At 59.1% G+C, this 14,295-nt stretch carries 15 protein-coding genes and 2 pseudogenes; 11 read left to right on the top strand and 6 right to left on the bottom strand.

Annotated elements, in window-relative coordinates:
• Positions 1–22: 22 nt before the first annotated feature.
• A complete protein-coding gene (locus PY650_RS18900; protein WP_285881031.1) occupies positions 23–1,372 on the bottom strand; it encodes a methylmalonyl-CoA mutase family protein in 1,350 nt (449 codons plus the stop codon).
• A 158-nt stretch (positions 1,373–1,530) separates the two neighbouring features.
• Between PY650_RS18900 and PY650_RS18895 the strand changes: the two genes are divergently transcribed.
• Positions 1,531–2,334, top strand: a complete 804-nt coding sequence (locus tag PY650_RS18895) for a L,D-transpeptidase (RefSeq protein WP_285881093.1) — start codon at positions 1,531–1,533, stop codon at positions 2,332–2,334.
• 148 nt (positions 2,335–2,482) lie between these two features.
• Entirely contained in the window at positions 2,483–3,220 is a 738-nt protein-coding gene (locus PY650_RS18890; protein ID WP_285881029.1) for a L,D-transpeptidase family protein, read from the top strand.
• A gap of 31 nt (positions 3,221–3,251) precedes the next feature.
• Here PY650_RS18890 and PY650_RS18885 read toward each other — a convergent pair whose 3' ends face one another.
• Positions 3,252–3,713: a MarR family winged helix-turn-helix transcriptional regulator gene (locus PY650_RS18885; protein ID WP_285881028.1), complete on the bottom strand. Its 462-nt coding sequence runs from the start codon at positions 3,711–3,713 to the stop codon at positions 3,252–3,254.
• A 130-nt stretch (positions 3,714–3,843) separates the two neighbouring features.
• Here PY650_RS18885 and PY650_RS18880 point away from each other — a divergent pair, with 130 nt between their 5' ends.
• The 3 genes from PY650_RS18880 to PY650_RS18870 all read left to right on the top strand — a co-directional run bounded on the left by PY650_RS18880 (position 3,844) and on the right by PY650_RS18870 (position 5,496).
• Entirely contained in the window at positions 3,844–4,266 is a 423-nt protein-coding gene (locus PY650_RS18880; protein WP_285871622.1) for an organic hydroperoxide resistance protein, read from the top strand.
• 128 nt (positions 4,267–4,394) lie between these two features.
• Positions 4,395–4,778, top strand: a complete 384-nt coding sequence (locus PY650_RS18875; protein WP_285881027.1) for an MbcA/ParS/Xre antitoxin family protein — start codon at positions 4,395–4,397, stop codon at positions 4,776–4,778.
• Positions 4,738–5,496 (top strand): RES family NAD+ phosphorylase, encoded by a 759-nt coding sequence (locus PY650_RS18870; RefSeq protein ID WP_285881026.1) that lies wholly within the window; start codon positions 4,738–4,740, stop codon positions 5,494–5,496. Before PY650_RS18875 ends, PY650_RS18870 begins: the two co-directional genes overlap by 41 nt.
• On the opposite strand, the gene PY650_RS18865 is transcribed toward PY650_RS18870, so the two are convergent.
• Positions 5,493–5,939: a MarR family winged helix-turn-helix transcriptional regulator gene (locus tag PY650_RS18865; protein ID WP_285881024.1), complete on the bottom strand. Its 447-nt coding sequence runs from the start codon at positions 5,937–5,939 to the stop codon at positions 5,493–5,495. The genes PY650_RS18870 and PY650_RS18865 overlap by 4 nt on opposite strands.
• A 71-nt stretch (positions 5,940–6,010) precedes the next feature.
• On the opposite strand from PY650_RS18865, the gene PY650_RS18860 reads away from it, so the two are divergent.
• The 3 genes from PY650_RS18860 to PY650_RS18850 all read left to right on the top strand — a co-directional run bounded on the left by PY650_RS18860 (position 6,011) and on the right by PY650_RS18850 (position 8,110).
• Positions 6,011–6,736, top strand: a complete 726-nt coding sequence (locus PY650_RS18860) for a DUF899 domain-containing protein (protein WP_285881023.1) — start codon at positions 6,011–6,013, stop codon at positions 6,734–6,736.
• A gap of 109 nt (positions 6,737–6,845) precedes the next feature.
• Entirely contained in the window at positions 6,846–7,319 is a 474-nt protein-coding gene (locus PY650_RS18855; RefSeq protein ID WP_285881022.1) for a DUF1579 domain-containing protein, read from the top strand.
• An 11-nt stretch (positions 7,320–7,330) separates the two neighbouring features.
• The gene (locus tag PY650_RS18850; protein ID WP_285881021.1) at positions 7,331–8,110 is read left to right on the top strand and encodes a VOC family protein; all 780 of its coding nucleotides are present in this window, start codon (positions 7,331–7,333) and stop codon (positions 8,108–8,110) included.
• Positions 8,111–8,420: 310 nt separating this feature from the next.
• On the opposite strand, the pseudogene PY650_RS18845 reads toward PY650_RS18850, so the two are convergent.
• A pseudogene (locus tag PY650_RS18845) lies at positions 8,421–9,002 on the bottom strand (helicase HerA-like domain-containing protein); the annotation flags it as partial.
• Here PY650_RS18845 and PY650_RS37415 point away from each other — a divergent pair.
• The 3 genes and pseudogenes from PY650_RS37415 to PY650_RS18835 all read left to right on the top strand — a co-directional run.
• A pseudogene (locus tag PY650_RS37415) lies at positions 9,002–9,084 on the top strand (helicase HerA-like domain-containing protein); the annotation flags it as partial. The pseudogenes PY650_RS18845 and PY650_RS37415 overlap by 1 nt on opposite strands.
• A 301-nt stretch (positions 9,085–9,385) precedes the next feature.
• Complete coding sequence (locus PY650_RS18840; RefSeq protein WP_285881019.1) at positions 9,386–9,781, top strand: hypothetical protein; 396 nt, start codon at positions 9,386–9,388, stop codon at positions 9,779–9,781.
• Between the two features lie 653 nt (positions 9,782–10,434).
• Positions 10,435–11,793 carry a metallophosphoesterase family protein gene (locus PY650_RS18835; RefSeq protein WP_285881018.1) on the top strand — a complete coding sequence of 453 codons (1,359 nt, stop codon included), beginning with the start codon at positions 10,435–10,437 and terminating at the stop codon, positions 11,791–11,793.
• A 26-nt stretch (positions 11,794–11,819) separates the two neighbouring features.
• Here the strand turns inward: PY650_RS18835 and zwf are convergent, their stop codons facing one another.
• Together zwf and tam are read right to left on the bottom strand one after the other, a co-directional pair.
• A complete protein-coding gene (gene zwf, locus PY650_RS18830; protein ID WP_285881016.1) occupies positions 11,820–13,322 on the bottom strand; it encodes a glucose-6-phosphate dehydrogenase in 1,503 nt (500 codons plus the stop codon).
• Positions 13,323–13,519: 197 nt separating this feature from the next.
• Entirely contained in the window at positions 13,520–14,290 is a 771-nt protein-coding gene (tam, locus tag PY650_RS18825; RefSeq protein WP_285881015.1) for a trans-aconitate 2-methyltransferase, read from the bottom strand.
• Positions 14,291–14,295: the final 5 nt, after the last annotated feature.

Genomic DNA, 14,295 nt, shown 5'->3' with positions numbered 1-14,295 from the left:
GACGATACTTCAAACGCCAACGTCATGCCTCGACTCCCTCGTCCAACCGCACCGGCGTTAGCCCCATGCACTCCGCCAAAGCCCCAAGTTCTCCCAAAACTGTAACCGGCCGCTGCGCCTTCGCGACGAACAATGTCGTCCCCACGATTGGTTTTGTAGCCCGCTTCGCTCTTGCTTCGGCCACCATCGCCGCAAGCTGGCCACTAGCGATGACCTTTGCCAACCCGCCATCCCGCTCGATGCCCGTAAAAATCTCCCAGGCCTTTTCGGCCAGAGCCTGGCTCAGCGCCTCTATGCCACCGGTTCCGGCGGCCGGATCGGCGACATGGTCGAGATGGCTTTCGGCAATTAGGATGGTCTGCGTATTGCGCGCCAGGCGTCGTGCCAGCGGATCGGGGATGCCATGGGCCAGCGTGTGTGGCAGTACCGAAATCTCATCCGCGCCGCCCGTGCCGGCGGCGAAGACGGCGATGGTGTTGCGCAGGATGTTGGTCTCCGCGTCCAGACGGGTGAGCATGCGGTAGCTCGTTTGCATGAAAAGGTGGGCCGCTGGTGGATCGGATATGCCGCAGACTTCGGCGATACGGGCAAAGATCATGCGTGCCGCGCGGGCTTTCGCCACCGTGACGAATTGGTTTTGATCGGCGGTGAGGCAGAGGCTCGTGATGCCGAGAACCGCATCGGGGCTGGTGCCCGTCTGATCCAGCATCTTCATATGGCCGACGAGAGCCGCGGCCATCACAGCCAGTTCCTGCACCTCTGTTCCGCCGGCATTGTGGACTGCCCTGCCATCGGCATTGAGGAGGGTGCCGGCAAATCCGGCTTTGCTCAGGCGCTGACAGCTGTTCGCTATCTCGTTGGTGATCAAGGTGAAGGCGTCGAGGCCGAAATGCATCGTTGGGCGATTGGAATATTTGCCAAGTGCGGTAACGAATGCATCGGCAAAAGCCGAAGAGCAGCCTTCCAGGCGCAGCGAGATGTTTTTGTCTGCAACTGCTGACGCCAATCTTGCCGTCAGCCCCTCCGCCGCTGCATCGATGCCGATACCAAAGGCAGACGAGCCGCATTTCGAGATCAGGCTGACGCCGCTGCCCCCGTTGGCGAGATCCTCGCCGAGCTGGAAGAAAGCACGCTCGATATCCGGATCATCCATACGCTGGCTGACGATCCAAGGCCGGTCGATATGGCGGCGGGCCCATGGCATCGCATCGGGGCGGCGGACATAGAGTGGCTCGATTGCGATGCCGTCATCCGTTCGCGATACCAGCGCCTCCTGGAAATCTGCGCCCTTCAGGGCTCTGTTCACCAGCTTGAGCCATGCATCGCGACTTGCCGGAGCAAAAGTGTTGGGGTCCAGACTGTCGATGTTCATGCTATCCTCCGTCTCCCAAAGATCTAACCCATGCCAAGGCAGGGGAAAACAGAAGTTTGGCTGATTGGCGCAATATCTTTGTAACCGACGCCAGCCTCGCGCCAGCCGGGCCGGTCATCATGCGGCTGACCGATCCATATCCCAACTGGTTTCCAACGATGGCCGATTTCCTGCCCGTTTCCCGCCGCGTACTTGCTGCTGCCGCTTTTGCCACGCTGTCGGCGTGCAGCATTATTCCCGATACCGGGGCGACCGATCCCGATCGGTTTGCCCAGGAAACTACGCCTATCTTTTATCGACCTGAAGGTATCGATCCGCAGAAGGTGGGGCGCCTGCCGATCCAACCGGTGCCGCAAGCGCGCGATCTCTTCCGCACGCAATTCCATCAGACTTACGGGCTGCCGACCTTCAATCCAGTGCATCAGGCCATGTACGCGCAGAAGAGCGAAGATGATTTCACCCTGCCGGCCATCCCCTATACCCGCATAGACCAGCGTTTCCTGCGTCAGGAAGTGGACTACCAAACCAACGAAAGGCCGGGCACGATCGTCGTCGATACCAGAAGCCACTTTCTCTATTTCGTCGAGCCGGGTGGCAAGGCAATGCGTTATGGGGTCGGCCTCGGGGCGGCCGGTTATGCCTGGCACGGCAAAGGCGTTATTCAGTGGAAGCAGAAATGGCCGCGATGGACGCCGCCGGCCGAAATGGTGGCTCGCGAACCGGAGATCAAGCCGGTTTCGGCTGATCGCGGCGGCATGAATCCGGGGCCGACCAACCCCCTTGGCGCCCGGGCGCTCTATATTTTCCAGAATGGCAGGGACACGCTCTATCGCATTCACGGCACACCGGACTGGCAGTCGATCGGCAAGGAAGCGTCATCCGGCTGCGTCCGCATGCTGAACCAGGATGTGATCGATCTCTATAATCGTGTGCCTGCAAAGACGGAAGTTGTAGTGCTATAATGTCCTGAAACAAATTTTCGTGATGTTGCATATGTGCGATAGCCGCGCCCGACGACGCTCTCTAGTTTTATTCCAGTCTCTGTGAATCTCGCCGGGAGCCGAATCGGATAGTTTTGGGTTCCCTTCCAACAGGAATGATGCTGTCGACATGAGTCTGCCTTCTTCTCTTTCCCGACGTAATTTCCTCGCCCTCGCGGGCATTGGCGCCGTTTCGACGCTCGCCGGCTGCGCTTCTACGGTCGAAAGCAACCCGATCGTCAGTCCGGTGCAATATAGTGGCTCCGCCTATCGTCCCTCCGACAGCTTGCTTTCCAGCTATAGTGGCGAGCAGCCGGATCCTGCTGTGATCTACGCGGCGATGGATGATGGCGGCTTTCATCTTCCGGCAATACCATACGAGCAGATTGATCCGAAATACTATCGACAGCGTGTCGTCAATCCGACCGGCGAGCCGCCAGGCAGCGTGGTTGTCAATACGCGGGAGCGTTTCCTCTATGTTACCGAGCCGGGCGGCACGGCGATGCGATATGGTATCGGCGTCGGCCGCGAAGGCTTTGCCTGGCAGGGTCGCGGTATCATCCAGTGGCGCAAGAAATGGCCGCGCTGGAACCCACCGGACGAAATGGTCGCCCGCCAGCCGGAACTTGTCCAATATTCCATTGCCAATGGTGGTATGGATCCAGGCCTGAAGAATCCGCTCGGTGCGCGCGCGCTTTATATTTTCGAGGATAAGCAGGATTCGCTTTACCGTCTGCACGGCAATCCCGATTGGCGCTCTATCGGCAAGGCCGTTTCCTCTGGCTGCGTCCGTCTGCTCAATCAAGATGTTATCGATCTCTACGATCGCGTGCCTGAACGCGCCCCAATCCTGGTGACGCAGGCTTAATTTTCTGCATGGTTTGATCAGGCAGCGGCTCTCATTCGGCCGTTAAATTCGCTCTCAGCTGTTGCAGTCGGTCGCGCAGACTGGCCATTTCATTCATATCGCAGCCGACGGCTTCGCCGATGGCGGCCATGATCATGTTGACCTGGCATTTCATACCGGCGCCCTTTTCGGTCAGGGAAACGATGACCTGCCGTTCGTCTTTCGGGTCGCGCATGCGGCCAATTAGGCCAGCCTGCTCGAGACGCTTCAACAGTGGCGACAGCGTGCCTGAATCGAGGTCGAGCTGCTCGCCGATGGTTTTGACCGGTAGGCAGCCTTTTTCCCAAAGCACCAGCATTACCAGATATTGCGGGTAGGTCAGGCCGACACGATCAAGGATCGGCTTATAGGCGCGATTGAAGGCATGCGCGGTCGCGTAGACGGCAAAACAGAGCTGCCGCTCCAACCGCTTTTCGTCATCGGGGATTGCCCGCTCCTGCACCTTGTCCGTCATCGCTGCTCCGCCATTTTCTTGTTGGCCTCATTGTCACAGGTTCACTTTTCAAAAGCAAATCGCAAAAATATGTTGCGCACGACTAAATCGTGCGATATTAAAACTTATCCAACCAGCAAGGAGATCTGACATGCCTATCCTCTACACCACCAAGGCTTCTGCCACCGGCGGCCGCGCCGGCCACGCCGTATCTGAAAACGGCGTCCTCGACGTCACCCTGACTGTGCCGAAGGAACTCGGCGGCGACGGCGCTACCGGCACGAACCCCGAACAGCTCTTCGCCGCCGGCTATTCCGCCTGCTTCCTCGGCGCCCTGAAATTTGTTGCGGGCCAACAGAAGGTCAAGATCCCCGAAGACGCCAAGGTAACTGCAACGGTTGGCATCGGCCCGCGCGCAGATGGCGGCGGTTTCGGCATCGAAGTGTCTCTATCGGTTCACATTCCCGGCATGGACAAGGCCGAAGCTGAAAAGCTTGCCGCTGCCGCCCACATCGTCTGCCCCTACAGCCATGCCATGCGCACCTCGACGGAAGTGCCGTTCACGGTTGCCTGAGAATAGACTTTCCCATCTCTCAGGTCGACGGAGTAGTCGGCATAAAGGAGCGGTACGCTATTCGGCGCACCGCTCCTTTTCTTTTGCAAGAAATTTGCTATATATTTTCTTGAGAAAGGATAAGGCCCATGATATCTGCCCAAGCGATAGGTCATGCAAATCCCAGTGAGACTCTTGTCATCACCAACGCGGTCGTCAATGCTGCCGACCGACTGGGGCTGAATGCTCGCATGCTCGCTGCGGTGATCGGCGTTTCGGAAGCGACGGTCTCGCGCATGAAACGGCAGGATCATCTTCTGGAGCGGCACAGCAAATCATTTGAACTCGCCGTGCTTTTCATACGTCTGTTCCGCTCGCTCGATGCCATTGTCGGCGGCGATGAAGCCGTGGCGCGGCAATGGCTGCGCAATGTCAATCTCGCCTTCGGCGCAACGCCGCTTGAAAAGATCACCTCCATTTCCGGATTGACCGATGTCCTTGCCTATCTGGACGCCCGTCGCGCTCTCGTCTGAGGCTCGGCCGATCTCCGGCCGCTATTGGCGGCTGGTGGAGGCGCAACATCAGGTCTCGACGTTGAAACTGGTCGATACGCTGGAAGAGCAGGCGCTTCTCGAACATCTGCTGGAGCAGAGCAAGCCGGCGCTTCCGCCGGAATGCGGCGGCCTGGATTATCTGCTGGCCACCCCCTTCCGCTACGGAGCGCTCTACCCACATGGCTCGCGCTTCAGACGGGCTGGACGTACCCTCGGCGTCTTTTATGCATCCGAGCAGGTCGAAACGGCGCTGGCCGAGATGAGTTTTTACCGGCTGCTTTTCTTTGGCGACTCTCCCGGGACGCCCCTGCCCGCCAATGCGGCGGAATATACCGCCTTCGCCGCAGCGGTTGCGACCAGCGAATCGATCGATCTTACCCATTCGCCGTTGGATCGGGATCGCGAAGCTTGGACCGATCCCGTCAACTACGAAGCCTGCCAGTCGCTCGCCGACGCCGCGCGGGCGGGGGGAATTCAAACGATCCTCTATCGGTCCGTCAGAGACCCCCAAGACGGCAAGAATATTGCGCTTTTGACGGCCCATGCCTTTGCTGCGCGCGAACCCGTCGAACGCCAGACCTGGCGTATCCGACTATCGCCGACTGGAGTTCAGGCGCTCTGCGATTTCCCGAAAAGTCGCATTGGTTTCGCGCGCAGCGATTTTGGTGCCGATCCCCGCATGCGAAACAGCGCTTAGGACAGCGCCAACAAAACCTTCCGCAGCCGATCCGCGTTGCCGTCGGGCAGCCGCGCTTCCACTTCGGCGTGCGTCAGCTTCCAGATAGGCACGGCCGCCGCGAGTACCGCCTTGCCTGACGGGGTCAGGCCGAGCAATCGAGCACGGCGGTCTTTCGGATTGGGAAGAATGTTCACCCAGCCTCGGCGCGTCAGCGGCTTTAAGGCCGCTGTGAGCGTCGTTTGATCTATTGCGAGCAGGGTTGCGACGGGCCCCATGGCCGCGGGCTCCGGCCTGTTCAACGACATCATCAGGGAAAACTGGCCGTTGGTAAGTCCGAGCGGCCTCAAGGCTTCGTCGAAACGGCGTGCCAAAGCTCGGGCGGCGCGCTGCACCTGCAGGCAAAGGCAGCTATCGCGTACTAGTAGTGTTGTCTCGAAGGGAATTTCAATCACATTTGACATGATTCATTAATATTGATATCAATGTATTTGTCAAGATTGGCACGTAGCAGATGCCGAGGAGGGCGCAGGCAATGAACCAAATCGTTTCGCGTGAGGTGTGGTTGGAGGCCCGCCGTGAACTGCTTGCCAAGGAGAAGGAAGCGACGCATTTGCGTGACCGCATCAATGCCGAACGCTTGGCGCTGCCCTGGGTCAAAGTCGACAAGGATTATGTTTTCGACACGCCCACTGGAAAGAGTTCGCTCGCCGATCTTTTCGACGGTCGCAGTCAACTGATCGTTTATCATTTCATGCTCGGTCCGAAGTGGGAAGCCGGATGCCCCGGATGCTCCTTTCTTGCCGATCATTTCGACGGCACGCTGCCACATCTTAATCATCACGACGTCACCCTCGTTGCCGTTGCCCGCGCGCCGATCGACAAGATCGAGGCTTATAAGAAGCGCATGGGTTGGAAGTTCCCTTGGGTGTCGTCTTGCGCCAATGATTTCAATTTCGACTATAACGTCTCCTTCACAGAGGAGCAGCTTGCCGGCGAAAAGGTGTTCTATAATTTCAGCGCTATGGACGCCAAGAACGGCCACGACGAGCTCCCTGGGCTCAGCGCTTTCTACAAGGATGAAGCCGGCAATGTCTTCCACACCTATTCCAGCTATGCCCGCGGCGGCGAGGAGATGATCGGCACGCTGATGATCCTAGACAATGCGCCGAAGGGCCGCAACGAAGCCAGCACCATGGATTTCGTGCGCCGTCACGACGAATACGAGGAAATCCCGAAAGCGCAATCCTCCTGCCACTAGCTGATGCCATGCGACTTTCCGCGGAACGTCGCATGGGAACAAAGACCGAGGTGCCGTGTTTAGAGCACTGCGGGGTAGAGGGCTCGGCCAGTCGCAAAGGAGGGACGCGATGAAGGCGGAACTGACGGAAGAACACGCATTCCTGCAAAAGCTGCTCGGCATATGGGACGTCAATGCCGCAGATCCGGACGGCAAGGTTGATCACGGTGCCTGGACAGAGAATGTCCGCGCGCTGCATGGCCTTTGGTTTTTATGCGAAGGTGAGGGCACGATGCCCGGCGGCCGCGCGGCCGCGACGCTGCTGACCCTCGGCTATGATCCCGACAAGGGCAAATATATCGGTACCTGGATTGGCAGCATGATGAACCACATGTGGGTCTATGAAGGCACGCTCGATCAGAGCGGCCGCACGCTGGTGCTCGACACGTCAGGACCGGACTTCGAGCATGAAGGCCAGTCGGCCAGCTATCGTGAAGCCATCACATTCATCAACGACAATGAACGCGTCTTCTCCTCCAGCGTCGGCCAACCGGACGGGAGCTGGAAAGAGTTCATGATCGCCAACTACCGCCGCAAGCAATAGGGAGAGCTACAATGGCTGCGAAGGGATATTTTGTCTGGTACGAACTCATGACCACCGACATGGCGGCGGGAGAGGCCTTCTACCGCAAGGTTGTCGGCTGGGATGCCAAGGATGCCGGCATGCCGGAAATCGAAATGGCCTATACTTTGTTCAGCGCCGGCGCAGGCCCGATCGCCGGCATGATGATCCTGCCGGAAGAGGCCAAGGCCATGGGCACGCCGCCCTGCTGGACCGGCTATATCAGCGTGCCCAATGTCGATGAGGCTGCCAAGACGATCGCCGGAAAGGGCGGCAAGGTCTATCGCGAGCCAGGGGATATTCCCGGTGTCGGCCGTTTCGCCGTCGTCGCCGATCCCTATGGCGCCGCCTTCTGCATCTTCACGCCGCAGCCTGGCGACCAGGGCTGGGAGCCAGCCGAACCCAATGCTCCCGGCTATGTCGGCTGGCACGAGCTCTACGCCGGCGATGGACCGAAGGCTTTTGATTTCTATCGCGATATGTTCGGCTGGGAATCAAGCTCCGATTTCGACATGGGTCCGATGGGCACTTACAAGATCTTCAAGATCGGCGACCGAGACTTCGGCGGCATCATGACCAAGCCGGCGGAAATGCCGATGGCCGCCTGGAACTTCTACTTCAATGTCCCGGCCATCGATGCTGCTGTCGGCCGCGTCAACGAAGCTGGCGGCAAGGTCGTCAACGGCCCGATGGAAGTCCCCGGCGGTAGCTGGATCGTCCAATGCACCGACCCGCAAGGCGCGTTCTTCTCGCTTGTGGCGCCGGTGAAATAGCAACTCCCCTCGAGGGATGTTGCCGCAGGCAACTCTCCTCTCCAGACCTTCGGTTCGGCTCTCTTCCTCGAGGGCCGGCCCTCCATGCCGTTGTGGCGCGCAATGGCAACAAGCCTGCTCGTGATGACATTGGACCTAGTCGAGCGATCTAGTAGCATCAGTTTAGCTTTTCGCGCTACGCTTGGTTTCGCGACAAAATCGGCCTCAATGACACGCAGGGAACCTCCGTCGCAACAATTCAACCCGCGAATTTGCGAAGATAAACATCAACATGTAAGCTCGTGGCCGACCTTCGAGTGAGAGCAAGCCTTTACCGCTTCAAGCTACCCAGAAGCCCGCGAACCAACGCCCGCCCGACCTGCGTTGCGACCGTATGCGCGACACTTTTCACCGCTGCTTCCATGACCGTCTCGCGCTGGTAGACGGAACGGCCGCGGCTTGCCGGCTTATCATTGTCACCGTCCAAGCCGGGAAATGTCCAGCGGCCGCCGGCGCTGCCGCTGTCCTGTTTGGCGGCATCCTGTTCGACCGCTTTGCGGGCGCGAGCGGCGAGGATTTCGAACGCGGATTCGCGATCGACCGTCTGGTCATAAAGGCCGGCGACCGGGCTGGCATTGATGACCGCCTGGCGCTCGGCATCGCTCACCGGACCAATGCGGCCGGACGGCAGGCGGATCAAGGTGCGCTCGACAATCGAGGGCGCTCCCTTGCCCTCAAGCATGGGGACCAGCGCTTCGCCGGTGCCGAGCGTGGTGATGACCTCAGCGCAATCGAAGGCGGGATTGAGTCGGAAGGTTTCGGCGGCCGTCTGTACTGCCTTCTGTTCGCGCGGCGAGTAGGCGCGCAACGCATGCTGGACGCGGTTGCCAAGCTGGGCGAGCACGGTTTCCGGTGAAATTCGGCAACCGCCATGGTGTCTTGTCACCGGTGCGACCGGCACGGGCAAGACGGTGACACTGCAGGTAGTGTCAGATATTCGTCCTTCTTGACGCTGTTGTCCGGATTGCGACTGGCGCCGAGGAAAATCTGTCCGTCTTGCCGCGGCATGAGGTGTCGTCTCCCTTTGGGCGGCGGCACAGCAACCTTCAACAGATTGCCAGGGGCTGTTCATTGATTTGTCCTGACGCTGTTATAAGAAGAGACTTGAATGGGGACAACCGCTCGCTTCATGGTGATGCTTCCGGTAGAGTCGGGCACAACCCGGCACGGCTCGAGTCGGCGGGCGCATTCAATTGCGGTGACGTTAACGTCATAGGTAACAGGTAGGAGGCCAGAATGAACGAGATTATTGATCAGATCGCAACGAAAGCCGGCATTTCCCCCGATATTGCGGAGAAAGCCGTTGGCATGATGCTTGGCTTCCTTCAGCGCGAAGCGCCGGATGGCCCTGTCACCAAGATGATCGACGCCATCCCCGGTGCTTCTGATCTGGTGGCGCAATACAATGGCGAAGAAACCTCCGGTGGGGGTCTGCTCGGCGGCCTCCTCAACGCCGTTGGCGCAGGTGGTGGCCTCATGGCGCTTGGCCAGTCCCTCATGAGCAGCGGCCTCAACATGGGCGAAATTTCTTCGCTCGCCAGGGAAACCATTGCGACCGCCCGCGAACATGCTGGCGATGAAGTGGTCGATGAGGTCGTCAACTCCGTGCCGGGATTGAGCCAGTTCCTGTAACCAACTGTTATTGCTGACAAAACCACGCGGCATGTCCGCGGGTTTTCGTATGCGATGCAAAAAGCCGCAACACTTCACACTCCATGTTTGTAATGGCCAAACGTAGGATTTCTTAGGGTTGAGATTATTTCTGCTGTACGTCGCATATGATGTATTCCTTTTATCGGCAGAAAAAGCGCACGTCCGGCGTGCGCTGCAGTTGAAGCCTAATTTTTTAAGATCAGAGGGAATATGTGAAGCGGTTTTTGGCAGCCCTTATACTTATGCGGGCCGGTTGGTTGTTCGGGCGCCTCGGATTTCTTTCCAAACTCGAAGGTCGTAACCATTGATGGCACCGAATATACGTTCCGGCCGCTTTCAAGTAGGACATCTGGCAAGCTGGCCTAAATCACCCAACAGGCGCATCACTGATGGTTATTGATCCAACTATCTATGCGGGGAGCGACCGGCTATGCCGTCCTTAGAGAGAGTTCAGAATTCAGACAATAATACCATTGCTGCTGTAAGTTGTGCGAAATCAGCAACGACGAATTGATTGCTACGTGCTGGGGTTGAGCCAGCTCCTGTAATATGCTGTCATTGGCAACGAGCGCCCGGCGGTCTGGTCGCGGGGGCTTTTTTGTTTGATCATGCAGCAGGTTGCAAGCTGTCCCATGTCTGCGAACATTATTCCTTCTCTTTTGCCGAACGGGCCCGGGCACCAGTTCGTGCTTTATGGTGATTCCTGTTCCGGGGTTCAGGGCGGACTGCACGAGAAAACCTTTGCTGCCGTCAACGCTGTTCTGCGCCGACTTGATCCGCCACCGGAATTCGTCCTGTTTCCGGGCGACGAAATCATCGGCCTGACCGCCGATCCGGCGGCTCTGAGGGCGCAATGGCGGCATTGGTTCGACCATGAAATGGGCTGGCTCGATCGTCAAAAGACGCCGCTTTGGCACACGACGGGCAACCACACCACCTATGACGAAATGAGCGAGCAGGTCTTTCGCGAGGTCCTCCGGCTTCCGGAAAACGGGCCCCCTGGCCAGGAAGGGCTATCTTACTGGGTGCGTCGCGGTGATCTCCTTCTGGTCTTCGTCCATACGCTATGGACCAGGCTCGGCGGCGAGGGCCATGTCGAGACGGAGTGGCTGGAGGCGACGCTGAAACAGCACGGCGACGCGCGTCATAAGATCGTCCTCGGCCATCACCCGGTTTTCCCAATCAACGGATTTTCCGGATCGTATCAGCGAGAGATCGGTCGGGATCACGCCAGTCGGTTTTGGGACATTCTGGTCGAGGCGGATGTTCTCGCCTATGTCTGCAGCCATATCCTCGCCTTCGACGTCCAAGTTTATCACGGCGTCCTGCAGCTTTGTACCGCCGGCGCGGGTACCGCGCATAGAATGCCGGAGGGCGTGGAATATCTTCATTGCATCCAGGCGGCGCTCGATGCGGACAGCTTTCGCTATCAGGTGCTGGATACAGACGGTGTTGTCCGTGAACGATTGAAATGGCCTTTCAAGCCAGCCGACCCTGAAAGCTGGCAAACCCTATCGACCGGGATGCATCCGGCCGGCTTTACCGGCCCGATGAACAGTGATCGCGTCATCGAATTGCGAATATCGGGCCATATGCCGGAGGCGGTACATCCGCCGGCCCAAACCCTCTTCTCTGCGTTCAATTCCGATGCCATCGCCCCGCTCTGGGTCGGTTTACGCGGTGCACGGCAAACCCTAACCTTGATCCTCGGCGGTGAGCCCGGCCGCAGCCCGCATTACTGGTTCGGACCCGATCTTGCGGTAGGGGAGGCTTTCGACATCGAGATCGCTCTGCATGCCGGCATGGGACCTGGCGGCCTGCTATACCGCCCCCATGGCAATCCGCTATGGACCTCCTTGGACGGCGCCTCCGCCACGGGGCTCGAACGTTTGCTCTGGCCGACGCGATGGAGTGTTGGCCATGGTCAGCGCGGTACTGAAGACCGAGCCTTTATGGGCGTGGGGCTGGAGGTAGCCTTTGCCGGAGGATAGGAGCGCGCTGCCTTCCGCTTTACGCCTCAATCGTCTCCAATCTTATGCCAGACGCGGCCGTCGCGCCCGATGAGCTCGTCCGCACAGGCCGGTCCCATGCTCCCCGGCGCATAGGGATCGGGTTTGCTGCCATTGGCGGCCCAGAGATCAATAAAGGGTTGCACGGCGGCCCAGCCAGCCTCGATGCTGTCGGCGCGCTGGAACAGGGTCTGGTCGCCAAGGAAGAGTTCGTAGAGCAGCGATTCATAGCCCGTCTGATGGCTGATGTCGAAATGATCGGCATAGCGGAAGTCGAGCTCGATCGGTGCGGTCTTCAGTACCAACCCCGGCGATTTGATGGAGATGCCCATCTGCAGTCCTTCGTTCGGCTGCACCTGAATGATCAGCTTGTTCGGCGGCAAGTCCGGTCGCGAGGGCGCGCGGGGAAATTGCGCGAAAGGCACCTGCCGGAAGGTGATGACGACTTCAGTGTCACGCGCCCTCAAGGCCTTGCCCGTTCGCAGATAGAAGGGCACGCCTGCCCAACGCCAGGTGTCGACGTAAAGTTTCAGCGCGACGTAGGTTTCGGTATTGCTGTCTGGCGCGACATCGGGCGTCTCTGTGAAGGCCAGCAGATCTTTGCCGTCGAGCGGCCCGGCGGTATAAGCGCCGCGCACCGCGTTTTTCGCCGCCTCCTCTTGCGAATAGTGGCGCAGCGCCTTTAGCACCTTGCCCTTTTCGTTGCGGACGGATTCTGCGTCGAAGCTGTTCGGTGGCTCCATGGCCACCATGGCAAGAAGCTGGAACAAATGGTTCGGCACCATATCGCGCAAAGCACCCGTCGCGTCGTAGAACTTGCCGCGCGTACCGACGTCCACAAACTCCGCCGCTGTGATCTGCACATGGTCGACGTAGTTGTTGTTCCACAGTGCTTCGATCATCATGTTGGCAAAGCGCGTCGTCATGATGTTCTGCACCGTTTCCTTGCCGAGGAAATGGTCGATGCGATAGACTTGGCTCTCGTCCGCGCTATGCAGAAGCGTCGCGTTTAACATCTGCGCGGATGCGAGGTCATGGCCGAACGGTTTTTCAATAGCGATGCGTCGGAAGACGCCGGCGGTTTCGTCAAGAAGCCCATGCTCGGCGAGACGGCTGGTGATGTCGCCGAAAAATCGCGGCTGCACGGCAAAATAGAAGGCGGCATTGGCGCTCGGCGCACGCTGCAGCCGCCTGCTGATTTCCTGATAGATTGCGCCCTGGGTGAAGTCTCCGGAAATATACGAGATGCGTGTCTTCAACCTTTGCCAGGCGTCGCTCTGCTGCGCTTGCTGCATTCCGTTGGCGGCGAGGAAGGTGTCAAGATGCTTGACCAGGAACTCGTCGCCGCCAGGTTCGATGCTGACGCCGAGCACACGCAGATCGTCGCCCAACATGCCCGCCTTAGTCATGTTGATCAGCGTTGGCATCAGCAACCGGCGCGTCAGGTCGCCGGTTGCACCGAAGATGACGAGCGTCAGCGGCGGAGCGGGGGGGACGGTGAAGCCGGTCATGAATGCACCTCCGTCTGAGGTTGGGAGATCAGGTTTTTGGACGACATTCATCTTCTCCTTCAGCGGCTGCGTTCGTGCTTGGGCAAAGATGTTCTAACCCAAGATCGCGCAAACCGGAATCGCTTTTCGAAAGGGGTTGCGATCCGAGATGCGATCCCGTCAGCCGGCGCCCCCGCGGCATAAATGCTAAAGGGGCCTTACTTCTTCACGGCGATTATGAACAGCCGCGGAAACCGCAGCAAGACCTTGTCATCGGCCAACGGGGGATAGGCCTTTTCGATGCGTGCGAGATAGTCGGCCGTGAAGGCTTCGCGGTACTCGGCGCCGGCATGATCGAGGTAGGGGCGCAGGCCCGTGCCCTTGACCCATTCGACGATGGCCGCGGCATTTTCCAACGGGTGATTGTAGTTGATGTGCCAGATGTCGAGGCGCGCCGACCTACCGATCAGGCGGTTGTAATAAACCGATGGCGAGGGCAGGGGACTGCGGCGTACGCTCCTTTTCGCGAAAGCCTCACTCCAGGGGCCGTTTTTCGCGGTTTCCTCCATCATGAGGTGGCTGAGTTCGGTCAGATTGTCCGGCATTTGGATGGCGAGCACGCCGCCTGGCTTGAGCCCGTCCATCAGCCGCTCGAAAATGTCGAGGTGATCAGGCAGCCATTGGAAGACGGCATTGGCGAAAAGCAGATCAACAGGTTCTTCCGGCCGCCAAGTGGCCAGATCGGCCTTGACGAATTCCGTGCCGGGCATGCGCTTGCGGGCCGCCTGCAGCATGTCTTCGTCGCTATCGAGGCCGGAGACGCCAATTGCGCCGTAGCGCTCCACGATCATTTCCGTCGAATTGCCGGGCCCGCAGCCGAGATCGATGGCACGGTCGATGTGCTCCAGCGGCACCTGCGCCAGGAGATCGCGCACTGGGCGTGTGCGTTCATCTTCGAATTTCACATACTGGCCGGCAGACCACGCCATGATAA

It is taken from the genome of Martinezella calliandrae (assembly GCF_030272695.1).
Classification (GTDB): domain Bacteria; phylum Pseudomonadota; class Alphaproteobacteria; order Rhizobiales; family Rhizobiaceae; genus Rhizobium; species Rhizobium calliandrae.
Note: the sequence above shows the minus strand (reverse complement) of the source record. Positions and strands in the feature narration are given on the sequence as shown.